23 protein-coding genes are annotated in these 25,259 nt (G+C 63.3%); 9 read left to right on the top strand and 14 right to left on the bottom strand.

What is annotated here, in order from left to right; all coding sequences use genetic code 11:
• Nucleotides 1-83 precede the first annotated feature (83 nt).
• Both AAHK20_RS27555 and AAHK20_RS27550 read right to left on the bottom strand, forming a co-directional pair.
• The gene (locus AAHK20_RS27555) at nucleotides 84-608 is read right to left on the bottom strand and encodes a hypothetical protein (protein ID WP_449184652.1); all 525 of its coding nucleotides are present in this window, start codon (nucleotides 606-608) and stop codon (nucleotides 84-86) included.
• 285 nt (nucleotides 609-893) lie between these two features.
• A complete protein-coding gene (locus AAHK20_RS27550; protein WP_449184651.1) occupies nucleotides 894-1,772 on the bottom strand; it encodes a LysR family transcriptional regulator in 879 nt (292 codons plus the stop codon).
• Between the two features lie 89 nt (nucleotides 1,773-1,861).
• On the opposite strand from AAHK20_RS27550, the gene AAHK20_RS27545 reads away from it, so the two are divergent.
• Nucleotides 1,862-2,155 carry a YciI family protein gene (locus AAHK20_RS27545; RefSeq protein WP_449184650.1) on the top strand — a complete coding sequence of 98 codons (294 nt, stop codon included), beginning with the start codon at nucleotides 1,862-1,864 and terminating at the stop codon, nucleotides 2,153-2,155.
• A gap of 380 nt (nucleotides 2,156-2,535) precedes the next feature.
• A complete protein-coding gene (locus tag AAHK20_RS27540) occupies nucleotides 2,536-3,234 on the top strand; it encodes a hypothetical protein (protein WP_449184697.1) in 699 nt (232 codons plus the stop codon).
• Here AAHK20_RS27540 and AAHK20_RS27535 read toward each other — a convergent pair.
• The 3 genes from AAHK20_RS27535 to AAHK20_RS27525 form a co-directional block, all read right to left on the bottom strand.
• Nucleotides 3,210-4,883, bottom strand: coding sequence for an FAD-dependent oxidoreductase (locus tag AAHK20_RS27535; RefSeq protein ID WP_449184649.1), 1,674 nt, complete (start codon nucleotides 4,881-4,883; stop codon nucleotides 3,210-3,212). The genes AAHK20_RS27540 and AAHK20_RS27535 overlap by 25 nt on opposite strands.
• A 123-nt stretch (nucleotides 4,884-5,006) precedes the next feature.
• On the bottom strand, nucleotides 5,007-5,873 hold the full coding sequence (locus AAHK20_RS27530; protein ID WP_449184648.1) for an NmrA family NAD(P)-binding protein: 867 nt from the start codon (nucleotides 5,871-5,873) through the stop codon (nucleotides 5,007-5,009).
• 76 nt (nucleotides 5,874-5,949) lie between these two features.
• Complete coding sequence (locus AAHK20_RS27525) at nucleotides 5,950-6,276, bottom strand: DUF4148 domain-containing protein (protein WP_449184647.1); 327 nt, start codon at nucleotides 6,274-6,276, stop codon at nucleotides 5,950-5,952.
• Between the two features lie 132 nt (nucleotides 6,277-6,408).
• On the opposite strand from AAHK20_RS27525, the gene AAHK20_RS27520 reads away from it, so the two are divergent.
• On the top strand, nucleotides 6,409-7,323 hold the full coding sequence (locus AAHK20_RS27520) for a LysR family transcriptional regulator (RefSeq protein WP_449184646.1): 915 nt from the start codon (nucleotides 6,409-6,411) through the stop codon (nucleotides 7,321-7,323).
• Between the two features lie 126 nt (nucleotides 7,324-7,449).
• On the top strand, nucleotides 7,450-8,115 hold the full coding sequence (locus AAHK20_RS27515; RefSeq protein WP_449184645.1) for a DUF1345 domain-containing protein: 666 nt from the start codon (nucleotides 7,450-7,452) through the stop codon (nucleotides 8,113-8,115).
• Between the two features lie 94 nt (nucleotides 8,116-8,209).
• Here AAHK20_RS27515 and AAHK20_RS27510 read toward each other — a convergent pair whose 3' ends face one another.
• Nucleotides 8,210-9,295: a polyamine ABC transporter substrate-binding protein gene (locus AAHK20_RS27510; RefSeq protein WP_449184696.1), complete on the bottom strand. Its 1,086-nt coding sequence runs from the start codon at nucleotides 9,293-9,295 to the stop codon at nucleotides 8,210-8,212.
• A 55-nt stretch (nucleotides 9,296-9,350) separates the two neighbouring features.
• Nucleotides 9,351-10,328: an agmatinase gene (speB, locus tag AAHK20_RS27505; RefSeq protein WP_449184644.1), complete on the bottom strand. Its 978-nt coding sequence runs from the start codon at nucleotides 10,326-10,328 to the stop codon at nucleotides 9,351-9,353.
• Between the two features lie 179 nt (nucleotides 10,329-10,507).
• On the opposite strand from speB, the gene AAHK20_RS27500 reads away from it, so the two are divergent.
• Together AAHK20_RS27500 and AAHK20_RS27495 are read left to right on the top strand one after the other, a co-directional pair.
• A complete protein-coding gene (locus tag AAHK20_RS27500; RefSeq protein WP_449184643.1) occupies nucleotides 10,508-11,395 on the top strand; it encodes a LysR substrate-binding domain-containing protein in 888 nt (295 codons plus the stop codon).
• A gap of 239 nt (nucleotides 11,396-11,634) precedes the next feature.
• Nucleotides 11,635-12,717 (top strand): hypothetical protein, encoded by a 1,083-nt coding sequence (locus tag AAHK20_RS27495; RefSeq protein ID WP_449184642.1) that lies wholly within the window; start codon nucleotides 11,635-11,637, stop codon nucleotides 12,715-12,717.
• A 49-nt stretch (nucleotides 12,718-12,766) separates the two neighbouring features.
• Here the strand turns inward: AAHK20_RS27495 and AAHK20_RS27490 are convergent, their stop codons facing one another.
• Nucleotides 12,767-13,384 (bottom strand): TetR/AcrR family transcriptional regulator, encoded by a 618-nt coding sequence (locus AAHK20_RS27490; protein WP_449184641.1) that lies wholly within the window; start codon nucleotides 13,382-13,384, stop codon nucleotides 12,767-12,769.
• An 84-nt stretch (nucleotides 13,385-13,468) separates the two neighbouring features.
• Here AAHK20_RS27490 and AAHK20_RS27485 point away from each other — a divergent pair, with 84 nt between their 5' ends.
• Nucleotides 13,469-14,605, top strand: a complete 1,137-nt coding sequence (locus AAHK20_RS27485) for an MBL fold metallo-hydrolase (protein ID WP_449184640.1) — start codon at nucleotides 13,469-13,471, stop codon at nucleotides 14,603-14,605.
• Nucleotides 14,606-14,675: 70 nt separating this feature from the next.
• Here the strand turns inward: AAHK20_RS27485 and AAHK20_RS27480 are convergent, their stop codons facing one another.
• A complete protein-coding gene (locus AAHK20_RS27480; protein ID WP_449184639.1) occupies nucleotides 14,676-15,569 on the bottom strand; it encodes an SDR family oxidoreductase in 894 nt (297 codons plus the stop codon).
• A gap of 100 nt (nucleotides 15,570-15,669) precedes the next feature.
• On the opposite strand from AAHK20_RS27480, the gene AAHK20_RS27475 reads away from it, so the two are divergent.
• On the top strand, nucleotides 15,670-16,512 hold the full coding sequence (locus AAHK20_RS27475) for a helix-turn-helix transcriptional regulator (RefSeq protein ID WP_449184638.1): 843 nt from the start codon (nucleotides 15,670-15,672) through the stop codon (nucleotides 16,510-16,512).
• A 17-nt stretch (nucleotides 16,513-16,529) separates the two neighbouring features.
• On the opposite strand, the gene AAHK20_RS27470 is transcribed toward AAHK20_RS27475, so the two are convergent.
• The 4 genes from AAHK20_RS27470 to AAHK20_RS27455 are packed head-to-tail and all read right to left on the bottom strand — an operon-like array spanning nucleotide 16,530 to nucleotide 20,134.
• A complete protein-coding gene (locus AAHK20_RS27470) occupies nucleotides 16,530-17,885 on the bottom strand; it encodes a sensor histidine kinase (RefSeq protein WP_449184637.1) in 1,356 nt (451 codons plus the stop codon).
• A 5-nt stretch (nucleotides 17,886-17,890) separates the two neighbouring features.
• A complete protein-coding gene (locus AAHK20_RS27465) occupies nucleotides 17,891-18,586 on the bottom strand; it encodes a response regulator transcription factor (RefSeq protein ID WP_449184636.1) in 696 nt (231 codons plus the stop codon).
• On the bottom strand, nucleotides 18,583-19,302 hold the full coding sequence (locus AAHK20_RS27460) for a response regulator transcription factor (RefSeq protein WP_449184635.1): 720 nt from the start codon (nucleotides 19,300-19,302) through the stop codon (nucleotides 18,583-18,585). The genes AAHK20_RS27465 and AAHK20_RS27460 overlap by 4 nt, the downstream gene beginning before the upstream one ends.
• Before the next feature lie 10 nt (nucleotides 19,303-19,312).
• Entirely contained in the window at nucleotides 19,313-20,134 is an 822-nt protein-coding gene (locus AAHK20_RS27455) for a MipA/OmpV family protein (RefSeq protein ID WP_449184634.1), read from the bottom strand.
• A 247-nt stretch (nucleotides 20,135-20,381) separates the two neighbouring features.
• Here AAHK20_RS27455 and ampC point away from each other — a divergent pair, with 247 nt between their 5' ends.
• A complete protein-coding gene (gene ampC, locus AAHK20_RS27450; protein ID WP_449184633.1) occupies nucleotides 20,382-21,548 on the top strand; it encodes a class C beta-lactamase in 1,167 nt (388 codons plus the stop codon).
• A gap of 78 nt (nucleotides 21,549-21,626) precedes the next feature.
• Here the strand turns inward: ampC and AAHK20_RS27445 are convergent, their stop codons facing one another.
• Nucleotides 21,627-25,100, bottom strand: a complete 3,474-nt coding sequence (locus AAHK20_RS27445) for a hypothetical protein (protein WP_449184632.1) — start codon at nucleotides 25,098-25,100, stop codon at nucleotides 21,627-21,629.
• Nucleotides 25,101-25,259: the final 159 nt, after the last annotated feature.

The following is a 25,259-nucleotide window of genomic DNA, read 5'->3' as shown; positions in this document are numbered from 1 at the left end:
AGCGAAAGCGCTACATACACGCCCTCGTGATTGTCGACGATTTTTCTAGGCGCGTCGAACGGCCGCTTGTGGCCGCACGCGGCTCATCGGGGCGGGTCATTTCCTGTCGTGACCTGCTGGAGTACCACGCCATATGGACCACTTGCCTCGGCTATACGCAGTACACCTACGGGCGTAGCCGGTAGCTTCCAGCGGAGTCCGCAGACGCGGATGCGTGCGTGCAGAACCGGATCGTCGAACGCAACGCCATAGAGGCAATTCTTCCAACCTGGGGTTACGGCATAGCGTACCCATTCGATATGGCGCTGGGTTGCAGTGAGCCACACCAACGTATCGAGCGCCAGACTCACCAGTAGGCCGCCGGCGATCACGCCCGCTGCGAGCGAGCTCAGCGTGTGTTTCAACGGATTCGCCAATGGTTTGCGCAGGCCGCGCAGTAACCTGGCACTGGCGATTGCGGCGAACAGCGCGCCAGCTATGGAGAGCCAGAGCACTGGAACGGTCGGCGCCGGGTACGCGTCGCGCGAAAGGATCGCGAGCCAGATGAGCAGCACCAGAAGGACGACGCAGGCGCCTACCTGCAGAGTTCCGCGGCGAGTCAGGGCCATATTAAGTGTGTGTTGTACATCAGGTATGCCACGTTCATCTTATGTGATCTGCTAGTTGACGTTGGTACCGGCCGCCGTCTGTATTCGTTCATCGTTTCGGCCTCGGGTGCTAGCTGCTAGTGCTCTTCAAGTCGCCTCGATTGTTAGCGATCTAGCCGGTGGCGTCGACCGTCCGCTCCTGGCCGACTGCTGTTCGATGTGGTCGGCTGAAGGCGACCCATCTCGGTCGCTCAGTTTCGCCGAAAGCGGTCGTTCATCAGCTAGCTGGCGAGCCCAACCACGAGACTACACTTCGTCGCTTGCCAGCGTCGCTTCGATCCACCCCAACACTGCCGATACGCGCGCGAGGTGTCGCACATCGGGATGGGTTAATGTCCAGATTTCTCGCTCGATTAGCGCTGAGCCACCAAAGTCGACGCGCACAAGTCCCGCCGTGCGATCGGCGACGATACATGGCAACAACGACCGCCCGAGTCCGGCTTGCACACATTGCAGAAGCGATTCCGCATCGTTGACTGCCACGGCAGCAAAGCCGCCGCCGTGCGGGGCTGCCTCATCGATCCATTGCGCCTGGGGAAGCGCGGCCATCCCATCTTCGTACGTCACCCACGGGAGATTCAGCGCCTCATCTTTGCGAGCTTCCGGGGCATACACAGCGTAACGAAGCATGCCGATTCGGCGGGCAAATACGCGGTTACCGACTGCGTCTCCGGGCCTCGCGAGGCGCACTGCGATGTCGGCATCGCGGCGGCTCAGATTCAAGTCGCCCGCATCTGCGATCAGTTCGATTCGCAACTCGGGGGACTGAGCCAGCAACGTGGGCAGTGCGGGAACTAGCACGCGATTTACGAGCACCGGTACGGAGGTTACCCGCACCGAGCCGCTCACGGCCGCTTCGACGCCTTCAACGACCTCGTTCAAGCCACCAATCTGCGCCTCGACCATTTCCGCGCGCGCGATCACAATTTCGCCGGCTTCAGTCGGACGCATCTGGCCATCCCTAGTGCGCTCGAACAATTTTGCATGCAGTGCAGACTCGATGGCACGCACCCGTCGCGCGACCGTTGTCGGATCGGCGCTCAAGCGTCGCCCGGCTGCAACGTAGGCGCCATCGCGGGCAACAGCAAGGACGTACTGAAGATCGTTCCAGTCGAGAGCAGGCATTTTTGCAGTTTTAACCGGCATTTTTTTGCATTGAGACTGCAATGATGCCGCACTAAGCTGAGCACATCCACCTCATAGGAGAGGCAACGATGCTGTTCGCGGTTCTATTCGAAGACAACGACAATTGCGCGGCCGATGTGCGCAGTCGATACATGCAGGCGCATCTCGATTTTCTGAGCAAGCATGCGTCGATGATCAGGGCTGCCGGGCCGCTTCGCCATATCGAAGGCTCGGGGGCGGGCGGACTCTGGCTGGTAGAGGCGGATTCGCCGGACGCGGTCGATCGATTGGTGCAGACCGATCCGTTCTGGCCCACCAGCTTGCGTCGATCCGTTCGCGTGTTGATCTGGAAACAAGTCTTCGCGGACGGGGCACCTCTTTGAGGTGCGTGTCGTCCGACGCCGGCCTGGGTAAAGCCACGTTCCAAGCACGAGGTACGTGCGACGCCAATGCCAACTCGCTAGTGCGTCGGTTGTGGTGAATCTACACGGTGATGTCGAACGGCCGATAGTGGCCGACCTCTGCCCAACGCCGTTGCCAGAAACCAAGCTCCCCTTCGATACGCTCTCGCTTCAACACAAGGTCATAAAACGCAGCATGCACCTTCGCATGCCTGAAATCCGCCCCGGGAATAACCGTCATGTGTTCGCGGTACTACAAGCGACACACACAACGGATGATCAACGTGAACATCAGCAACCTGGCCGCGCACGCGGATTGGCGGGCAACGTTACGCCGCCTTCAACTCGGGTCGGGCCTGGTCATGCTGACCTATCTCTTTCTCCACCTGACGAATCACGCGCTCGGGGTCTGGTCGATCGAGCTTGCCGGACGGGGTCTCTTGCTGGCGTTACGGCTCTGGCGCAGCGTGCCGGGGACGATCGCTCTATACGGTGCCGCGACGCTGCATTTCGCGTTGGCACTGCGCACGATATACGAGCGCCGCCACTGGGCGCTGCCGCCCGCTGAATGGATCCGCCTTTGGGCAGGGCTCAGCCTGCCACTGCTCCTGATCCGCCATGCGGTGACCACTCGGCTCGCGTCTTCGCTGTATGGCTTCGAGCCTAACTACGAGCGCGTGATCGTCGTGCTGCTATCGAGCGGCACGCAAGGGTTGCAACTTGCGCTGCTCGCGCCCGGCTGGATACACGGATGCCTCGGACTATGGTTCCGCTTGCGCCACTATCCGCGCGTGCGTCGGATGAAGCACGCGCTGCTGGCGCTCGTCGTCCTGTTGCCGCTGCTGTCCGCTGCGGGTTTTATCCGGATGATGCAAGCCGTAGAGGGGAAGAGCCTCAAGCTTCCGGCCGCTGATCCGAAGCTCGCGACCCATCACCTGGCGCTTGACGCATGGCGCCACGATCTCGTGACGCTTTATATCTTCCTGATTGTCAGTGCGTTGACCCTAGGCCTGATGCGCAATTGGCTTGAGAAACGTCACTCGAAGCCCGCAAGATATTGATGAACGGCCTGAATGGCGCCAGCCCCCTCTCCCACAGCAGCCGCCACTCGCTTGACGGAGCCGCTGCGCACATCGCCGGCGGCAAAGATACCGGGCCGGCTTGTCTCGAGATCATGCGGCGGTCGAGATTCCTTCCACCTGTCGCCGGTCTCGGCGCCCGTCAGCACGAACCCATCCTTGTCCAACGCGACGCAGTCGCCAAGCCACCGGGTATTGGGCGTGGCTCCGAGAAAAAGAAACACGTGCCGGATGGACTTGTGCTCGATCTGCCCCTGCCGGTCCCACCTGATTGCCTCGAGTCTCGATTCGCCGCATAACTCGACGATCTGTGTCCTCGCGTGAAGCGTGATGTTGGTCGCCGCTTTGATCCGTCTGATCAAATACGACGACATGCTCGCACGAAGTCCTTCGCCGCGAACCACGATATGGACATGACGCGCGGACCTCGCAAGGAATACCGCAGCCTGTCCGGCCGAATTCCCGCCGCCCACCACGATCACCTCTTCGTCGCGACAGAACCCGCCCTCCATGAAGGTCGCACTGTAGTAGACGCCGCGACCTTCAAAATGCTCGAGACGCGGAAGCTCCGGCTTCCGATAGCGCGCACCGGACGCAATGACGACCGTGCGAGCGTAGACGCGCTCGTCATGATCGAGGCCGATATGAAACGATTGAGTGTCCGTGCAGTTGATCGTCAGCGCCTCGATGGGCACGCCGACCTCCGCGCCGAATTTGCGGCATTGAGACAAGCCGCGACCGGCGAGCGCCTGCCCGGATATGCCAGTCGGAAAGCCGAAGTAATTCTCGATCTTCGAACTGGTGCCGGCCTGACCTCCCGGGGCCTTGGCATCCAGTACCGCCACCTTCAATCCCTCGGATGCGGCGTACACCGCGGCTGCGAGGCCGGCGGGTCCCGCCCCCACCACCACGAGGTCGAAGTGCTCGCCATCGAGCCGGTCCGGACTCAGGCCGATTGCATCTGCGACGGCCCTGAGGGTGGGTTGCGTCAGCACGAGGCCTTGCGTCGTGACCACGATCGGAATGTCGGCTTCCGTTACGCCATAACGCGCCAGGAGGTCTTTTGTTGCGGCGTGCTCGACGATATCGAAGTAGGCCGAGGGCTGGCCATTTCGGCTCAGGAAGTGACGCAGGCGCAGCGTAGGGAACGAGGACGTACTGCCAATCACCACCAAGCCGACGTGTTGCCCCTGGATGATAGCGACCCGGCGCAGGATATAGGCGCGCATGATGGTTTCGCTCAGCTCGGCTTCAGCAACCACGAGCTCGTGCAGGGATTCCTCATCGATGACGATGACCTCGCCATCGGCAACGACGCGTGTCGTTGCCGATGCAGCCCTGCCCGCGAGCGTGCCGACTTCGCCGGTGAAACTGCCGGCGCCATGCGTGCCCAGGAATTGGGGGCCGTCGACGGATGACCGAATCGCCTCGATCATTCCGGAAAGAATGGCGAACATGCCGGTGTGCCGGTCGCCTTCGGAATAGAGGATGTCACCGGCTTTCAGCTTGCGCCGCTCGCCGTATCGCTCCAGTATCGCCAGCTGCGTTTCGTCCAGCGTGGGGTACACCTGATGGTAGCGGCTGCCACCTGACAACAGCTCGTGGGGTTTGCCTGAAGAGTCGTTGCTCATGTCGGGCTCCATCCAGTCAAGATGCGATCCTTGTCGTAGAACTGCGGCACCCAGTATGAACGGAAACGCGATGCAAGGGTCGGGCGACGCGCAGCTCTGCGTGCGTCGCCCTTCCGGTTCCTGTCAGGCCGCGCCCGCCGCCAACTCGCGCAGAACCGTATCCAGTTCGACCTGACCGCGGACGACTTCATCGGGCTGACTTTCGAAATCGATCCAGCCTTCGTTGAATCCATCCAGCATCCGCATCCGTGGCAGCGGATGCTTCATGCCCTGCGAGCGGAACAGCGCCTCCCAAGTCTGCCGGTCGACAACCTCGGCGCGCACCGAGCGGTCGAGCACGCGGGCAAAGGCCAATGCGAGACCGTTGGGGCTCACGCGTTGTGGCCCTTCGAGTTCGACGATGCGCACACCACCCCACGTCTGCTGGAGCAGTTCGGCCGCAACGCGGCCTACGTCGGCGGTGGCGACCATCGGCACGGGCTTGCCGAGCGGTTGCAGATAACTGGCGATAACGCCGTCGTCGCGCGCCGACGCGACATCCCACGCGGCGTTTTCCATGAACCAGCCGGGCCGCAGGAACGTCACCGGCATCGGCATCTCGCGCAGCGCCTGCTCCATCAGCGTGCGTTGCGTGAGCAGATTGGTCTCGTGAGCCTGTGCGCCGATCGTCGACAGGCACACCACTTTTTCGGGCCGCGCTTTCAGAATCGCCGCGGACACAGCGTCGATCACCTTGCGCGCTTCGGGAAACCCCGGCTCCGGATCGAAGTCCGAAGGCGGCAGGATGAAGACGCCCTTCGCGCCTTCGAATGCGGCAGCGAGCGACGACGCGTCTTCCATGCGGGCCGTCGCGAGTTCGCAGCCGCGCGCTGCCCACGAAGCTGCCCGCGCGGCGTCGCGCACGACTGCGCGAACCGGCTGACCCGACGCCAGAAGCTCGCGGGCCAGTGCGCCGCCGACCTTGCCGGTGATTCCTGTGATTGCATACATGGCTCGTTTTCCTTGCGTAAATAGGTAGGGTGATGCGGCGCCGAGGTGCCGGCGCCCGATCGCTCAGCGCGGTGGCTCAATGATGCGCATACAACGCGTTGTTCTGCGGCACCGTCGCGCCGACTCGGCTTCCGGAATCGGAGCGGCCATCGGTTGTGCCGCCCACGGCGCTGACGGCGTACGGATCGGCGCCGGCAGCTGCGCGAATCCGTGCCTCCGCCGCCAGCAGGTTGTCCGGGTAATGCGGATCGTTGCGACCGGGCTGATAACCGGCGCGCTCGAGTTGCACGAGTTCCTCACGCAGTTGCGCGCGCGTCACGCTCGACCCGTCAGCCTGTGCGTGTGCGGCTACGGGCACAGAAATGGCGGCCGCGACGGAAACGATGAAAGTGCGGATGTTCATGACCAACTCCTTTTGAAGGCGAGACGAATGTCTCTGTGAGGCGCATTCTGGAGAAACGGCGGTCGAAACAAAATGACATGGATGGCACTAGATAAGTGACGGAAAGTCACCAATGAGGCATGCTTGGAATCTATGAGATCCAGTAGCGAAAATCTGTCCGGTGGAATTAGCGTGTTTGCCGCCGTCGTCGATGCGGGGACGTTTGCGGCCGCTTCGGAAGTGATCGGCATGTCGCCGCCGGGCGTCAGCCGGGCGATAGCCAGGCTGGAAAAGCGGCTGAAAATCCGTCTCTTCAACCGAACGACGCGCTCCGTCTCGCTGACGGAAGAGGGCCGCCGTTTCTACGAGCAGGTAATGCCCCACATTGTCGGGCTCGAGGAAGCCGCCACAGCCGCCGCGGGCGGCGCATCGGCGGTGCGCGGCAAGCTGAGAATCAATCTGGATCCCGTCTTTTACCGGGCCATCCTCGGTCAACAGCTCGACCATTTCATGGACGCGCACCCCGACCTCGAAATCGAGTTCATCGCGCGAGACAATCTTGGCGATCTCGTCATGGACGGCTTCGATCTCGCGCTGCGATTCGGCGAGCCTAAAGCCTCCACGTTGGTCGCGCGAAAGCTGCTCGACAGCGGCGTGGTTACGGTCGCGGCGCCCTCGTACGTCGCGCGTTGGGGACACCCGGCAAAACCGCAAGACCTGGAAAGCCGAAACCACCGATGCCTGGAATTTCGCAACCCGGAGACGAGCAAGCCGTTCGTCTGGGAATTCCATCGCAAGCGCAAACGCATGGAGGTCGACACCCGGGGACGCCTCACGGTCAACGATCCCAGCGCGCTTCTCCACGCATGCCTCGCCGGTTCGGGGATTGCACAGCTGCTTCGTATCGTTGCCGAACCGCTCATTGCTGAAGGCCGGTTGATCGATCTCTTTCCCGATTGGGCGGACGAGCGGTTTCCGCTTTACGCCTACTACCCATCGCGGCATCACATCCCGGCAAAGACGAGAGCTTTTCTTGATTTCGTTGTCGAGCTGACGGGTGGAAGCTAGCGCGTCTGCGTGAGCGAGATACAGCTATTGCGGCGAACTGCAGCGAGCCGACGCGGCGATAATGGCGACCTGTCGGCCGGCGCAACGCGGCAGCCCTCACCCCTTCATTGACTCGATCGGACCCGTATGGACGCTTCTGCGCGCATCCTTCGCTTTTTGAGCAACCGTCCACGCATTTTGATCGGCGTGGCCGTCGGAATCATCGCGTACTTCGTCGAGCCCTGGCATTTGCGGCCGATACAGCGATGGCTGTTCGGATGGGACGTCGGCATGTGGCTCTACCTCGTCATGATCTGGACACGGATGGTGAGTGCGAGCCCCAAAGACGTACAGCAAGTGGCCGAGCGGGAAGACGAGGGTGCGACCGCGGTACTCGTGATCATCACTGTGGCGGCCGTCGCGAGCCTCGTGGCGATCGTGGTCGAATTGTCGGCTGCCAAGGGTCTGGGCCCGCGCCAAGCGAGCATCAACTACGGGTTGACGGCCGCGACGATGGTCGGCGCGTGGCTGCTGATTCCCACTATCTTCACCTTGCAGTACGCGCGCTACTACCATCAGGCCGGCGCGCATGAAGCGTCATTGAAGTTTCCCGAGCAGAGCGAGCCGCTCGACTACTGGGACTTTCTCTACTTTTCTTTCACGATTGCGGTGGCGTCGCAGACCTCCGATGTGTCGCTGTGCTCGCGCCGTGCGAGACGTACGGCATTGGCACAGTCGATTTTGTCGTTTTTCTTCAATGCGGCTGTGCTGGGGCTCTGTGTGAACATTGCGGCCGGGTTGCTGGGATCTTGAGGCGGGGGCCGTGCTCTTGCACCAAGCGAAGCTATCGATAAGCGATCGCTTTTGACCGACGACTCCCCGCACGCAGAACGATCGCCGGGAGCGCCTACCCTCCCGTCTTCAACTGCGTCCACAGCCTGCTTTCCAGCCGCTTGATGGTCGCCGGCAGCGGCTTGAGCAGGAACAGCGTTTTCAGCACCGGCTCGGGCGGATAGACGGTCGGATCGTTCAGAATCTCGGGGCGCACGAACTGACGCGCGGCGGCATCGGCATTCGGATAGAACACCTCGTTGGTGATGGCCGCGTGCACTTCGGGGCGTTCGATATAGTTGATCCACTCGAGCGCCGCTTGCGGATGCGGCGCATCTTTCGGGATCGCCATCATGTCGAACCACACCGGCGCGCCGCCTGCGGGAATGAAGTATTTGATCTCGTAGCTCTTATGGGCTTCGCGCGCGCGATGGCTCGCCATCGATACGTCGCCCGACCAACTCAGCGCAAAACAGATGTCGTCGCCCGCGAAATCGTTGATGTAGGTGGTCGCGTTGAATTGTGTGATATAGGGGCGAATTTTCTTCAATGCTTCGTAGGCGGCCTGATAGTCGGCCGGATTTTCGCTGTTCGGGTCCTTGCCGATGTAGTGCAGCGCGACCGCGAACACATCGGCCGGCGCGTCGAGCACGGAGACGCCGCAACTCTTCAGCTTGCTCACATATTCGGATTTGAAGAGGATGTCCCAGTTATCGAGCGGCACATCGTTGCCGAGAATCGCCTTGACGCGTGTCAGGTTGTAGCCGAGTCCTGTCGTGCCCCACGCCCACGGCACCGCATATTGATTGCCGGGGTCCGCATCGGCGACGAGCTTCAGCAGATTGCGGTCCAGATTCACCAGGTTCGGCAGTTTCGATTTGTCGAGTTTCTGATAGATACCGGCTTCGATTTGCTTGGCGAGAAAGTTCGAAGTGGGCACGACGACATCGTAGCCGGTCGATCCGCTCAGCAGTTTGGTCTGCAAGGTTTCGTCGCCGTCGTAGACGTCATAGTGCACTTGGATGCCGGACTCCTTTTCAAAGTTCGGCACCGTGTCTTTCGCAATGTAGTCGGACCAGTTGTACAAATTGAGCTGCTTGTCTTCGGCGTGCGCGCCTGCTCCGAAAGCACAGAGCAGGAGCGCTGCCAGCATCGGCTTCATGATGGGTTGGGACATGATAGTTATCCGGAAAGGCTACGGTTGATAATTGGTATTCCTATGTGTTCCGATGGCGATTCAGCTTTTGGTTGCGCATCAGGCACAGCATGTCGACGGCAAGATGGGCGGCGGCAAGCGCGGTCACATCGCTATGGTCGTAAGGCGGCGACACCTCCACCACATCCGCGCCCACCAGGTTGACGGGGCCCAGTGCGCGAACGATTTCCAGCGCTTGCGCCGAACTGAGACCGCCGGCCACCGGCGTGCCTGTGCCGGGCGCGAAGGCCGGATCGAGGCAGTCGATGTCGAACGTCAGGTAAGCCGGCGCATCGCCCACGATCGACAGCACTTCGTCGATGGCCGCCTGCGTGCCGTTGCGATGCACCCACGGCGCGTCCAGGACGCGCACGCCCATGAAGTCGTCGTTCCAGGTGCGAATGCCGATTTGCACCGAACGTGCGGGATCGATGAGCCCGTCGCGAATCGCCTTGTAGAACATCGTGCCGTGATTCAGCGAGTCGGAGTTGTCGTCCGGCCACGTGTCGCAATGCGCGTCGAAGTGGATCAGGCTCAGCGGCTTGCCGTACTTCTCCGCGTGCGCGACGAGCAGCGGATAGGTGATGTAGTGGTCGCCGCCCAGCGTCAGCATGCGCGTGCCGGTTGCCAGAATGCCGCGTGCGTGGGCGATGATCGCGTCGCGAATGCCGAGCGGATTGTGGGCGTCGAACCAGCAGTCGCCGTAATCGACCACGTTCAGATGGTCGAATGGGTCGATACCCCACGGATACGCAGCCAGCTCCGATAACTGCACCGAAGCGGCCCGCATGCCCGCCGGACCGAAACGGGTGCCGGGGCGGTAAGTCGTGGCGAGGTCGAGCGGAATGCCGGACACGGCGACGTCGACGCCGTTGAGATCGCGCGTGTACGGCCGGCGCATGAAGGACAGCGCGCCGGCATAGGTCGGGGGCGAAGGTTGCCCGTCGATGCCGGCAGCGGCGGTTGGCGTGAGATGCGAAGGCGCGAGATTCAGGGTCATACGGGTCGTATCCGAGCAGTTTTCGTGGGCGCCGACACACAAATATTCCTCATAACGGCTTGAATGCGGAGCCTGTGTGAGCGGCGGCTGGACGTATCATTGCGGGTGAAAATTCCGGCGAAAAGCGAAGAATCTTGCTGGAAGTATCGATATTTTTAATAGCTGCCGGCGACGATCCCATGCGCAGACTTCCCCCTTTACAAGCCTTGCTCGCCTTCGACGCATCCGCGCGGCTCGGCAGCTTCACGCGCGCTGCGCAAGAACTCGCGCTGACGCAATCGGCGATCAGCCATCAGATCCAGCAACTCGAGGAATGGACGGGGCAGCCGCTGTTTCGACGGATCGGCCGCGGCGTCGCGTTGACCGCGGCCGGCGCCCTGTATGCGCAGACCGTGACCGCCGCGCTGGCCACGCTCGCGGACGGCCGCGACCGTATCGAACCGTATGGCAATCCCGATTCGGTCATCGTCGTGTGTGCGGCGGAGTTCGCGTCGGGCTGGCTCATGCCGCGCATGGGCGCGTTTTCGGCGGCCCTGCCGAACATCGAGGTCTGGCTCGTGACCGGAGAGCAGGTCAACGAGATCGATCGCGTCGACGTCGATCTCGTCGTTTCGACGCAGGAGATCCGTACGTCCGAAGTAATCTGCGAGCCCTTGCTCGCCGAAGAGGCGGTCGCCATCTGCGGACCGGTGACCGCGCGCCGCTTGCGCTCAGTGCCCTTCCCCGAGGTGTTGACGCAGGCGCCGTTGCTGGTTCACGAGGCGCGCCCGGACTGGGCGCCCTGGTTGCCCGAATTGCGACGCGCTGGCTTGCGAACACGACGGGCCATGACGGTCAACGATCCGCGCTTTCTGGTTGCGGCGGCCGAACAGGAAGTGGGGATTGCCATGGTGTCGCGTCTCACCGCCGGTGAGGCATTGACGAGCGGGCGCGTCGAAGTCTTGCCGCAAGTACCGAGTTTCGCGCTTGCGCCGTTGTGGTTGATGCGCTCGGCGCAGCCGGCGCGCTCCGCTGCGGTGGATGCGGTTTATGCGTGGATGATGGGGCTTTGCAGAAGCGGGGAATGACGGATCAGGTATCGGATGCCGCCCGTTCATTGCGAATCCGGATCTGCCGGCGCGATTCCCCTGCTTCGCAAAGCCAGCCTCGTTTGCGCCCCGGACACCGCGCAGTCACATTCGAATGCTTCCATGTCTTTCGAAATATTTCTGCGTATAACGGTCGATCCGCGTCGGGCCAAGCCGCCTCGACTCAATCCGTCCGGCGCCTTTTGCGTCCCCCCGCGTACCCGTCTCAGGAGCCGAACATGCCTTGCGTTCAATCAGTTTCTGCAGCTCGCCGGATTCTTCATCGCACCACACTCGCATTCGCCGCTTACTGCCTCGTCTCTGGCGCCGCCATCGCGCAGACGTCATCGCCAACGGGCCCGGTCGCCACGCCCGGCTTCAGCATCAGCGTCTTCGCCAAACCGCCGGGAATGTCCAGCGCGCCTGACTCGATCACCGTGCTCGACAATCACATCTGGATCGGCTACGCCAACAACGGCGCGCCCGACGGTACGGGCAACGCGCAAAGCCAGATCGTCGAATACTCGCGCGACGGCAATGTCATCCGCAACATCACGGTGGCGGGGCACAACGACGGCCTGAAGGTCAATCCGTACACGCGCGAAATTTGGGCCGTGCAGAACGAGGATGCGAATGCCAACCTCGTCACGATCGATTCGTCGACGGGCCGCACCACGCGCTATGTCTTCGGCAGGCCGCCGCACGGCGGCGGTTACGACGACATCGTCTTCAAGGACGGACAGGCGTACTTCAGCGCGTCCAATCCCACGCTCAACGGGAGCGGCGTGAACACCGGGCCTTCGATCGTGCGCGCGATCCTGGAATCGGACGGCACGATCGATGTCTCCGCGGTGCTCTCCGGCACGCCGGCAGCGAGCGACATTCCGTTCGGCACGGTGAAGCGGCTGAACCTGACCGATCCGGATTCGATGACGCTGACGCCGTCGGGCGACGTGTTGCTCGACGACCAAGGCGACGGCCAGCTCGTACTGTGGCGCGCACCGGGCACCGATCCGCAAATCGAGTATCTGCCGCTGCTAGGCAATGTGCAGATCGACGACACGGTGTTCGCTTCCGCGCGTAAGGGCTACATCCTGGTGTCGGACACGAAGGCCAACCTCGTCTACAAGATCACGGCCGATGTCTGGCAGAAAGACGCGGCGTTCTCCGCGTCGACGGGTGTGGCAGCCGCGGGCACGACGCCGGCTGTGCCCGCGTATGTCGGTCAGCTCGATCTGAAGAGCGGCGCCCTGCTTCCGCTCGTGACCAATCTGCAGAGCCCGCACGGCATGGCCTTCATCTCGACGGAAGATCAGCAGTAGTGAAGCGTTAGCGCCGCTTCTCGGACTTCTCGCACTTCTCGCGCGCTAGTCATTCATAGCGCGCGAGAAACATATCGGCGGCCGCTTCCGCCACTTTCTTCTGTTCGCTTTTGCTGAGCGGCGGCTGCCCCATCGTCACCTGCGGCCAGAACGCGAACGCCTTCACGAGCCCGTGCAATTGATGCGAGGCGAACACCGGGTCCGCTGTCTTGAGACGCCCATCAGCCGCGGCCGCGCGTATCCACACCGTCAAGTCTTCCTCGCGCTCGCCCATGCGCGCGACCATATCGCGTGCGCGCTCCGGCGAATGGATGCCCGCCGCGATCGCCACGCGCGCCAGCGACAAGAACGCTTCGTCGGCCATGAGACGGAGCTTCCGCATCAGCAGCTCAAGCAACTGCGAGCGCAACGGCTCATCGGCGCGATAGTCCGGCGAGCCGCTGCCCGTCTGAGTCGCATCCCACAGCTGGTGCAGGATCGACGCGAACAGCGCCTCCTTGCTCGGGAAATGGTTGTAGACGGTGCGCTTGGAGACGCTCGCGCGCGCGGCGATGCGGTCCATGCTGGTCGCCTCGAAGCCGGCTGAGCGAAATTCCTCGATGGCCGCCTCGATGATGGCGACACGCTTTCGATCGGTCAGGCGTTGGGGGGTGGCAGTCGTTTCCATGGGGAAATTTTACACCGCGTAGTTTACTTTTCTCGAAAATAAACTACACTGCCCGGTGTACTTTCCATCATGGATTCGTCTTACATGACATCGCTTACCGGTTTCCTCAGCCGCGCTCTGGGTTTCACCGCCGCGAAGCGCGGCCGCGAAATGTCTCGCTCGCACCTGTCCCCGCAGCACGACGGCGAGCGCTTTCAAAACGTCAAGCCGCGTCCTGTCGAAGGCTTTAGCAAGATGTTGAGCATCACTTGGAACGTGCTGTTCAACAAGCCGAGCGGCACCGTTCCCGCGGGCTCGCTGCCCGTCGACGCGCTCACCCGCGAGCAGCTCGACGCCGCGCCCGACCGCAGCCTCTTCCGCCTCGGGCATTCGACGATGCTGCTCAAGCTGCGCGGCCAGTTCTGGCTGACCGATCCGGTGTTCGGCGAGCGCGCGTCGCCGTTCAAGCGCGTCGGTCCGAAGCGCTTCCACGCGCCGCCGATCGCCCTCGCGGATCTGCCGCCGCTCGCCGGCGTGATTCTGTCCCACGACCACTACGACCACCTGGACCGCGAAACCGTGCTCGCGCTCGCCGAGACGACGCGCCTGTTCCTGACGCCGCTGGGCGTCGGCGACCGTCTCATCGAATGGGGCATCGATGCCGCGAAGATCCGTCAGCTCGACTGGTGGCAGAACGTGGAGACCGACGGCTTGTCGTTCACGGCGACGCCCGCGCAGCACTTTTCCGGGCGCAGCCTGTTCGACGGCAACAGCACGTTGTGGGCGTCGTGGGTGATCGTCGACGGCGATTTGCGCGTGTTCTTCAGCGGCGACACGGGCTACTTCGACGGCTTCAAGACGATCGGCGAGCGGCTTGGCCCGTTCGACGTCACGCTGCTCGAAACGGGCGCCTACGATGCGCAATGGCCGTACGTCCACATGCAGCCCGAAGACACCGTGCAGGCGCATGTCGATCTGCGCGGACGCTGGCTGATGCCGGTTCACAACGGCACCTTCGATCTGGCGATGCATCGCTGGCAGGAACCGTTCGAGCGCGTGACGGGCTTGGCGGCGGCGCGCGGCATCGCGCTTTCGACGCCGCGCATGGGCGAGCGGCTCGATTTGGCCGAACCGCATCGCGGCGAGCGGTGGTGGCGCGAGGTCGCCGAAGTCGCGCAAGCGCCGAAGGCAACGTCGCGCTGGCGCATTGGCTGCCGTAACGCCGAACAGACGAATCCTTAAAGTTCTTATTAGGAATCCAGATCGATGATCTGGATTCCTTCGACACAGCACCGCGCCCGCCTGCAACAACTCAGGCTTCGAAATACCGTCCGTGATCGAGGTCCGCAATCAGCCCGGTGTGCTTTGGTTGCCAGTCGAGCAGCGCGCGGGTTCGCTCGCTGGATGTCGGCACATCGATGCCCGCGAACAAGCCGAACCATCCGAAATGCGCCTCCGCCTCTTCGACCGGCTTCGAGACAACCGGCAGATTCAGCCCGCGGCCGATCGCGCCGGCGATGTCCTTGAACGGCACGCCCACTTCGGCGACTGCGTGAAACGGGCCACCGTCGGCGCCTCGTTCGAGCGCGAGCCGGTAGACGCGAGCGGCGTCGATCCGATGCACCGCAGGCCAGCGGTTGAGCCCATCGCCGACATAAGCCGACACGCCTTTCTCGCGTGCAATAGCGATCAGACGCGGAACGAAGCCATGATCGCCGTCGCCATGAACCGACGGCGGAAGGCGCACGACCGACGCCCGCACTCCGCGCGCCGCGAGCGAGACCGCCGTCTCCTCCGAAACGCGGGGATAGGCAGCGTGAGCAGAACCGGGCACATCGTCCTCTGTCGCCGTGCGGCCGGGCGCGAGCAGCGCCACGCCGGACGTGACGAGAAGCGGCCGATCGGAGCCTTCGAGCACGGAACCGAGCGCCTCGATCGCGCGCCGGTCCAGCTCGCAGTTCTCGACGAACTTCGAGAAGTCGTGGTTGAAAGCCGTATGGATGACGCCGTCGGCCGCGGACGCGCCGCTTTTGAGGCTCTCCAGGTCTTCGAGCGAACCGCGATGAACCTTGGCGCCCGCCGCCGCCACGATCTCGGCGCCGGCATCCGAGCGTGCCAGGCCGAGCACTTCATGTCCCGCCGCGATGAGTTCGCTGACCACGGCGGAGCCGACGAATCCCGTCGCTCCAGTAACAAAGACGCGCATCGTGAAATCCTCCAGGTGATGTTCGAGGATCACTATCCACTCATCGCCAACCGTGGTGAAGTCGTGACGTTTTACGGGTAAACGGACTAACAGGATGAGCATGGCGAACGGAACCGACAATCTGCTTGGCGCCTATCTCCGAGGCCGTCGCATGAAACTCGACCCCGCGGCGTTGGGCTTCCCCATTGCACGGCGGCGCACGCCGGGCTTGCGGCGCGAAGAGGTCGCGCAACGCGCGAATGTCAGCGCGACGTGGTACACGTGGCTCGAACAAGGGCGCGGCGGCGCGCCTTCGGCGGAAGTGCTCAACCGGATTGCGCGCGCATTGATGCTGACGGACGTCGAGCGCGAGCACCTCTATCTGATCGGACTCGGTCGGCCGCCCGAAGTCCGCTATCAGGCGGCAAGCGACGTGCCGCCTCGGCTGCAACGCGTGCTCGACGCCTTGAGATTCAGCCCCGCCGTCGTGAGGACGCCCACCTGGGACATCGTCGCGTGGAATCGCGCGGCCACGGCCGTGCTGAGCGACTACGGCGCGCTGCCGACCGAGCGGCGCAACGTGCTACGCCTCATCTTTCTCGATCCCTACGTGCGTGCCGCGCAACCGGATTGGGAACGCGTGGCGCAGTTCGCGGTGGCGGCGTTCCGGGCCGACACCACGCGCGCGGGAGCGGCGAGGAACGTGCAGGCGTTCGTGGAGGAACTCTGCCGGCTCAGCCCCGAATTCGACCGGATCTGGCGCGACAACGACGTGCGCACGCATGGCGAAGGCACGAAAGAGATACGGCATCCGCTCGTCGGGCCTATCGAACTTGAATATTCGGCGTTCGCCGTCGACGGCCGGCCTGATCTTTGCCTTGTGATCTACAACCCGGCAACAGAGGCGACCCGGGAGCGAATCGAATTCCTGATCGCGAACAATTTGAATCGCGATCCTCGATAGCGCAAGCCATCATGTTTCTAAAGCCAGACCGTAAAGCAGGTCCCCGCCGCGAGGCGGCTCACCGTCAAGCGCCATTCGTGCGCGATGGCGATTTCCTTGCAGATGGCGAGACCGAGACCCGCGCCATCGTGCTTCGCATCCGGCGCGCGCCAGAACCGCTTGAACAGAAACGGCAGATGCTCCTGACGGACACCCGGCCCTTCGTCGCGTATCTGGATCGACGCCTCGTCGATCATCAGCGACACCACGCCCTTGGGCGGCGACACGTTGATCGCATTCTCGACGATGTTCTTGAGCATGATGAACAGCGCGCTCCGGTCGGCCCATATCGCAGGCGGCGCCTTGTGCTCCTCGAGCTCGAGCTTGACGGCTTTCGCGTCCGCCTTGCGCGCGAGATAGGCGACGACATCCTGCGCCACGTCCGTGATGCTCACCTGACCGAACGTGAAATTCTGCGACTCGCTGACTTCCGCGAGATGGAGCAACTGCCGAACCTGCCGCGCCATCAGATCGATCTCGCGCAGCAACAGGTCTTGGTCCTTGATCTCGGGCTGCAGCTCGATCTGTCCTCGGACCAGCGTCAACGGCGTTTGCAGCTCGTGCGCCGCGGCCGCGAGAAACTGCTGCTGCACCGTGAAGCCGTTTTCGAGCCTGCCGAGCGCTTCGTTGAAGGCGTCGATCAGCGGCTTGATTTCGCTCGGCACGCCCGTGGTCGAAAGACGCGTCGTCAGATTGCGCGGCGTGATTTGCTCCGCCGCGCGCGACGCCTCGCGCAGCGGCTTGAGCACGCGATGAATCGTGAGCGGCAACGTCAATCCGAACGAGATCGTCGCGATGAAGAGGAGGATTGCGACGATCCCTGGAATCGGCCTGACCTTGAATCTCACCAGCTCTTTGATGAAGTGCGCGCTCGTCGCGCACTGCACGTAGGAAACGGTCTGCCCCCTCACGATCCGCTCGGTGGCGACGCCATACGCCTTGCCATTGATGGTCACATGAGCGATCGTGCCGTCAACGTCGGCAAGGCGATCGGCGAGCCACGGGTCGCCGCTTCTCGCATTCGCGGACGCCAGTAGCAAGCGACCGTTTTCGTCGAGCACACGATACTGGACTTCCGTTGGCGTCACATTGAATAGCCACGCCATCCGCTCGGGCAGCTGCACCGAAACGGGATGGCCGGCGGCGTCGAAGTGGAGGCTGCGCGTGACGGAAGCGACGAAGTCCGATTGCTCACGCTGCCCAAGCAACGGGTCCGGATAGCGATCGAGCGCGAAGATGACGGACGTCGCCAACAGCGCGAGGCTGATGGCCAGCGCGGCGACGCTCGTCAGCCACAGCCGCGCGGACAGACTGCGAATCCAGCGTTTGAACATGGTGGTCAATCCGAACAAAACACGTACCCGGTTCCGCGCACCGTCTGGATCAGCTCGGGAACGGCGGACCGGCTCATGATCAGGCGGCGCAGGCGGTGCACCGCGGCGGACACCGACCCGGGCCGGTACGGCGTCTCAGGCCAGATGCGCTGAGCAATCCGCTCTCTCGACAACACCTGGTTCGGCGCGCTCGTGAACAGATTGAGGATCGCGTAGTCGCGCTGCGACAGCGGCACCGCTTCGCCGCGAAAGCTGAGCGTGCGCGAAGCGAAGTCGAGCTCGAAGCCGCCGAAGCGAAAGGGCGGCCGCGACGCCGGGTCCAGAAACGACACGTCCTTGACGCGCGCGAGCACGCGCCGGATTCTCGCCAGCACTTCATACGCGTTGAACGGCTTGGTGATGAAATCGTCCGCGCCGCATTCGAGCGCGACAATGCGCTCGATCGTGTCGTCCCGTTCGCCGAGCATGATGACGGGCAGGTCGTCGCCGCTGCGGCGCAATGCCTTGAGCGCCGCGAGGCCGCTGCCGAGCACTTCGCCGCTCGCCATGACGACGAGGTCCGGGCGCTCTTCGATGACCCGCTTCTCCACCTTGCCCGGCTCGTACAGCACGGCGACATCGTAGCCGCTCGCGTGCAAGCAGACTCGCAACGCGTCGCGGCAAGTGGCGTCGCCATCGACGACGAGAATCCGTGGCTTCATAGGCCCGCGTCCCGCGGATCGTCGCTCGAAACGGTGCGCAGTGCGCCCGCTTGCAGCGCGAATCCCGCGCCGCGCGTATTCGTGAGCCGCGTCGTCGCGCCGATCGCCGCGAGCTTTTTGCGCAAGCGATGCAGCGTCACTTCGAGCGCGTTGGGCGTCACCGCGCCGCCGAGGCCCCAGGCGGCGTGCTCGAGCGTCGCATGCCGAACCGTTCCGCCGGCCGCCTCGATGAGGCACTGCATGATCTGCAACTCGGCCGGCGCCAGCACCACCGACTCGGCGTCGCACTGCAAGGCCCGCTGCCGGGGATCGACGCGGATATCGCCAAACGACGCGATCAGCGCGGTCAGCACCGCCGGCCGGCGCATCAGCGTGCGTACGCGCGCGACCAGCTCGCTCATCGCAAACGGCTTCGTCACATAATCGTCCGCACCGCTCTCGAGACCGTCGACGCGGTCATGCAGCGCATCGCGCGCGGTCAACATCAGGCAAGGCGTCATCCGCCCGGTGGCGCGCAGCGAACGCAGGAACGCGAGCCCGTCGCCGTCGGGCAGGCCGCGGTCGATGATCAGCACCGCGTAGTCGGCCTGGCTCACGCCATAGCGCGCCTCCGAGACGCTGCGGAACAAATCGGCTTCGATCCCCGCGTCGGCGAGCGCCTGGCGCACCATGCCGGCGAGGCGCTCGTGGTCTTCGACAATCGCAACTCGCGACATGGCGCTGCGCTCAATTGAAGTGATAGAGATAGCCGATCCTGACCTCGGGAACGTACCGCTTGCCGACGATCGGGCTGTCGGTGATGCCGCTGCCGAGGTGCGACACGCCGACATCGAGCAGCACCTGCTGTTGCTTGGTGAAGTGATAGTCGACGCGCGTGCCCACCGTCAGGTTCCAGGTCGAAGTCCCGTTGTACGCCGGGCGCCCCGCCTCGGCTTCGGACGGCCGCACGCCGTAATAGTAATCGACGTATTTATTGCTGAGCCATTCGGCGCCGGCGTGCGGCGTAACAGAAAAACGCCCCATATCGAAGGACTTGCTGAAGTCGATATTGGCCCGCTCGCCCTTGTTTCCGCCGAGCAGGTAGTCGGTCGACAGCGTGCCGAATGCGGTATGCCAAGTGAGCGCCGGGCCGTACCAGAACGCGCCGTTGCGTTTTTCCATGCCGTTCAGGATCGGCGCATCCGACCCCTTGTAGCCGTCGCCGAGCGCGTACTGGCCGCGCAGCGCGACGCTCACGCCGCTCCAGTTGCCGATCTTCAGGTCGATGGTGGTGCCGAGGGCGTGCACCCATTTATCGTCGAAATAGAAGAGCGGCAGCGGCGTGGTCTTGGCGCCGTACCCCTTGTACGGCGCCTCCTCGATGCCGACTCCCGCGCCGAGCCCCCAGCGGGTCACATTGGTGGCGTTGCTCAGGATGGTGAGGCCGGAATCGTTCACCCCTGACGATTCCGCGCCGATGGGGCCATCGGCCCAGGCGGGGCCCGACGTGAGCACAAGGGAAGCAATGGCAAGCAACAGCGGACGTTCGCGGCGGAGCGTGATTTTCACAGTCGTTTTCCGGTGGTCGGTGAAGGCAACAGACGCGACTCTAGGACCGGTCGACTTACTCGTTACTTACTCGCCCAAAAAGGAAAACGGAATCGTCTGCACGCGCGAGCGCAAAGAATTTCTTATGGCTCGCTTAAGTTATCCTCGCTTGTCGCTGGGTCCAAGCGGGAACGACAATCGCTGCACTTCGAACGCACTTCTTACCGCTTCTTTCAGCGATACGCTGCCTATTCCCAAATCGCAACCCATGAAACGCAAACTCAAAGCCCTTCTGACGACGATCGCGTGTGTCGTCGCCTCGCAAAGCCAAGCCGCCACCGCCGCCGACGCTCGACAACAAGCGCTGCAGCACGCCGTCGACGCGGCCATCGCCCCCGTCAAGCAGCAGTACGGCATTCCAGGCATCGCGGTCGGCGTGACCGTCGACGGCAAGCACAGCTTCTACAACTACGGCATCGCGTCGAAAGACACGCGCAACCCCGTCACGCCTCGTACGCTCTTCGAGGTCGGCTCGTTCAGCAAGACCCTCACCGCCACGCTCGCGTGCTACGCGCAAGTCGACGGCAAGCTGTCGCTTTCGGATACGGCTGAACAGCACTTGCCGGCGCTGCGCGGCAGCAGCCTCGCGCGCGTGAGCCTGCTGAACCTCGGCACCCATACGTCGGGCCTGCCCCTCTTCGTACCCGACAGCGTCGCGAACAACGCGCAACTGACGACGTTCCTGCGCAACTGGAAACCGGAACATCCGGTGGGGACGTACCGCCTCTATTCAAATCCCGGGATCGGCACGCTCGGCCTGATTGCGGCGAAAAGCATGAACCAGCCGTTCGACGACGCGATGCAAGGCATGCTGCTGCCCGCGCTCGGCATGACGCACACCTACCTCGACGTGCCGGCCGGCGTGATAAAGGACTACGCGCAGGGCTACAACAAAAACGACGCCCCGGTGCGGCTGAACCCTGGCGCTCTGGCATCCGAGGCATACGGGATCAAGACCGATACGACGGATGTCCTGCGATTCCTCGACGTCAACATGAACGTCGCGGCGGTCGATGCCAAGTGGCAGCGCGCGATTGCGTGCGCTCAGACGGGCTACTACGCGGCAGGCCCTTTCGTTCAGGACCTGATCTGGGAGCAGTATCCGTATCCGGTCGCCTTGAACACGCTGCAGGCCGGCAACTCGCCTGACCTCATCTACAAAGGCGTCGCGGCGACGGCTTTGACGCCGCCCTTGCCGCCGCAATCCGAAGCGCTCATCAACAAGACCGGTTCGACGAACGGCTTTTCGACCTACGCGGTCTTCATCCCGGCACGCAAGATCGGCATCGTCATCCTCGCGAACAAGTCCTACCCGATCGATGCCCGGGTCGCGGCGGCCTATCGGATCTTGAGTTCGCTCGCGGACCAGAAATGATCGAATCGCGCCGGCACGACCAGCGTCACCGGCGCGATTCGATCGACGTGCTGCTCGATGCAGCGATGGCTCACTCGATCAGCAACACGTGACCATCAGTTGCCGGATCCTGTCCTTGAGCCCCTGCTCGACAAAAACGGTCAGCACCAAGCGCTCGCGGCACGCGCGCAGCACGACATCGGCGACGCCCGCTTCGCAGGTGGCGAAGCGCTGGGTGCCGCAGCAGCTTTCGAGGACGAACCCCTCGAAATCGCCGAAGCAATCGAACAGCACCTCGCGGACCTTGCCGCGATACTCCACGAGCGCGCCGCCGCGTCCGCCGCGTCCGCCACACCCCTCTCCGCCGCCCTGCCCCTGACCGAGCCCGTTACAGATCCCTTGACCCGGGCCCGGCTCCGGCGCGCCGTTCGGCGACGCCGGGATCGCGCCCGCCTTGCCGCCGAACCCATTGACGCGGCCCACCAGGTAGGACAAGTAGCGCTGCAAGACCGGATGCCACCGGCTCGTCAGCGGCGTGTTCAGGAAGCGCCACTTCATGATCGCGAGCGTGTTCTCCTCGGGCCACAGCAGCGGCTCTTCGAGCGAAACCGGAATCGTGACCTGGAAGGTGCCGACGATGTAGCGCCAGTCGGTGACCGGTGGTTTGCGCTTGGCCTCGGCACGCGCCTGTGCAACGATACCCGTGTTGTTCGTCAACGCGGGCGGTTGCCGGCTGCGTACGCGGCGCACCACGATATTGAACTGCTGCCCGGCTTTTACGCCGATCGGCAGGTCGATCGTGAAGAGGCCCGCGAAGCTCGCGCCGGTCCCGAACGGTATCGGCAGATACGTCACGGGATGATCGACCGTGCATTGCACGGTGTGCTCGTCGGTGGCGGTCCACGGGACGTCCGCGTAGAGCAGCATCGACAGCCGCACCACATCGAGCGAACTCGCCTGCGGCCAAAAGATGCTCGCGACGCTGCCCTTCGGCGTGTTGCCCCAATCGATCATCAGCTCGTCAGGATAACCAAGCATCGTCGTCAGCGGGTTGCCGGTGCGCAGGCTCGGCTTGTTGTCGAAGGTTTGCGGAATGCGGTGGGTGGCGGCACCGCCCGGATTGCCGGACCACGACACCTGCAGATTGCGTTGCGCGAGCTTGTCGGTGTTTTCCGGGCTCAGCGTGATCCCGTTCGAGTTGAGAATCGGCGCGCCGTCATAGGCGATTTGCGCGACGAGGCAGTGATGCGTGCCCGGCAGCGAATTCGGCGGCAGATCGCCCACGTTCAGATAGCAGCCGAAATAGTGATAGGTCTCGTTGTTGCTCGAGCTGCTGATCGTCGCCTCGTTGGCCCCGGGGTTGCTGCCGCTCAGATCGTAATCGCCCGTGCCGCCGCTCGTCGCGAAGAACGCGAACGTGAGGTTGTCGGGCGGGTTCGTCGTGGCGTCCACGCCGTTGAGCGGCTTGTCGGGCAGGTTCAACGCATCGTAAGTGCTCAGATACGTGGTTTGCGGATCGTAGTCAGTGTCGTTCGACTGCGTCGCGAACATGCGGAAGAACACCTTGACGTTGGTGGCCGTCGAGCCGGTGCCTCTCATCCTCACGCGCGCGATCGCGAAGTTGTACGCCGTGTGCTTCTTGTTGTCGGGGCCGAGCACCTGGTTCGCCACCGACGAATCTTCGATGAGATCGTTCCCCTCGTTGAGCGTCTGAAACGGATCGGTGCCGCCCTGCTGCGTGTAGCCGTTCGACGCATCGTTCAGGTAAGTCAACAGATTGCCGAGGTAGTCGAAAGGCGCATTGCCGCCGCTCGGGAAGTTGATGAACGGCTCCTGGTTCAAGTCCGGTATGACCTGGAACACCCGCAGATCCTGGCTCAAATAGAACGCGTTGGGCGGGTTGGTGTTCGCGTCGACGTTGGTGAAATACGGGTCCGCGCCGGCCGTGAGTTCGAACAGCGCCTCGGCGTTGAATGCTTGCGAGCCGAACGCGATGCTGGCCTCGAGCGGAGAGATGATCGCCGGTGATCCATGCGCGGGAAACGCCGCGCTCGGGATCGACAGCACCGTGATCGGAAACAGAATGCGCTGCGGCGTGCTGGCGTTGCCGCTGTAGACGGCGCTGCCCTGTTGGAACGTGGCGCCTTGCGCCGCAAACGGGCCCGAAAACTGAATCGCCGGATTGCCGACCACGCTCGGCGCGAAGCCTTCGAGCGCGAGATAGAACGCGTCAGGGAAATTCTTCCCGCTCGTCGCGGCGCTTTGCACCTCGTCGGCGCCGAAGGTGTTCTTGAGGGTCCAGAAATGGAACGTCGTATTCTTGCGCGCGAGCCACGTCGCGACGTTGACGTAGAACTCCGTGATCGGTCCGAGAATGGCGGGCGGCAGACCCAGGGTCGTGTTGGTCGGCGGCCCGTGCATCTTATCGGAGTGCGGATCGCCGATCAGATTCTTGTCGAGGTAGTGATGGAACGTCGACCCGGTGACGATCCGGCCGACGTTCGCGCCATAGCCGTCGTAGACGCAGACGGTCCCATGCACTTTCTCGTTCGTGGCGGAATAGTCGGGCTGCTGTCCCGGCGGCACGTTTCCGTCGTAAGTCGCGTGCCCGACATCCTTGCCGTACGCGATGATCTCGGGTGTCGGCTGATAACCGCCGGGATTCGGAAACTCTTGATAGGAATGCTGATGGTTGCCGCTGTCGGTGAAGGTCAGCGAGTTGGGCGTGCCGCTGCCGTCGTTCGGATTGAACGATGCGCCCGATGCGAGGATCGTCGAGAAGTCGGTCGCCTCGCCTTCGTGCATGTGGTCCGGAAAATCGGCGATCGCCACGCCGCCCGTGCCGCGCAGCACGGCGTGGATCGGAGTCGGCGACTGCGTCAACGGATTGCCCGCGGCATCCATCAACGTTTGCGGTGTCGGATCGGACTGATCCCAGAAGAAATAGACCTTCTGCCCGCCGAACAACGTCGCGTCGGGTTGCAGCGTATCGAAGCGGTCGGTCATGCCGGCGGGATAACCGGGCGACGTGGCGTCGCCGCCCACGGACCAGTTCGGCATGAACGTCTGGCCGGTCGCCGGATCGGTGAACGCATGGTCCCACTCGAACCACTTGCGCATCACGCGAACGCGCGGCAGGCCACCGCACATGCACGCCCCGAGGCCGTCGTGATCGCCGACCGCGAAGACGCCTCCGCCACCTTTCATGAAGTCGGCGATGGCGATCTGTTCGTCGGCCGTGATGTTGGTATTCCAATTGGCCAATTGCGTGCCGTTATAGCCTTCGTCGGCGATCAGCCAGATGAGGTCGTAGACCGCGAGGTTGGGCACATCGGTGAAGACGAAATCGCCCGGGTAGGTCAAGTTCTGCGAGGTGTCGGGATCGTTTCCGGCAAACATCGCGCCGCGCCTGTGCGCGGTATCGACCTGGATCGACGGGATATTGCTGGGATTGTTGAGCGCGTTGACGAGCGTGACTAGCGAGAAGCAGCTCGAGTCGTACTGCGAGGTCGTCTGCGGGCCGTAGTTGAAGAAGTTACCGTCGGTAACCATGAGCATGCGGATATCGGCCATGTCGTCCCCCGGATGGCTGTCGCGCGCGCCCGCCCGAGCCGCCTTGCCATGCGAGCAGGGACTCGGCGCCGCGTCGCTTACGTAAGACGAATCGGCGCGAAGGGGTTTTTAATTTTTCGGGGATCCGCATTTCGACCCGTTGCTGTCGTTCGCGCGTCT

The organism is Trinickia camelliae, from assembly GCF_053525655.1.
Note: the sequence above shows the minus strand (reverse complement) of the source record. Positions and strands in the feature narration are given on the sequence as shown.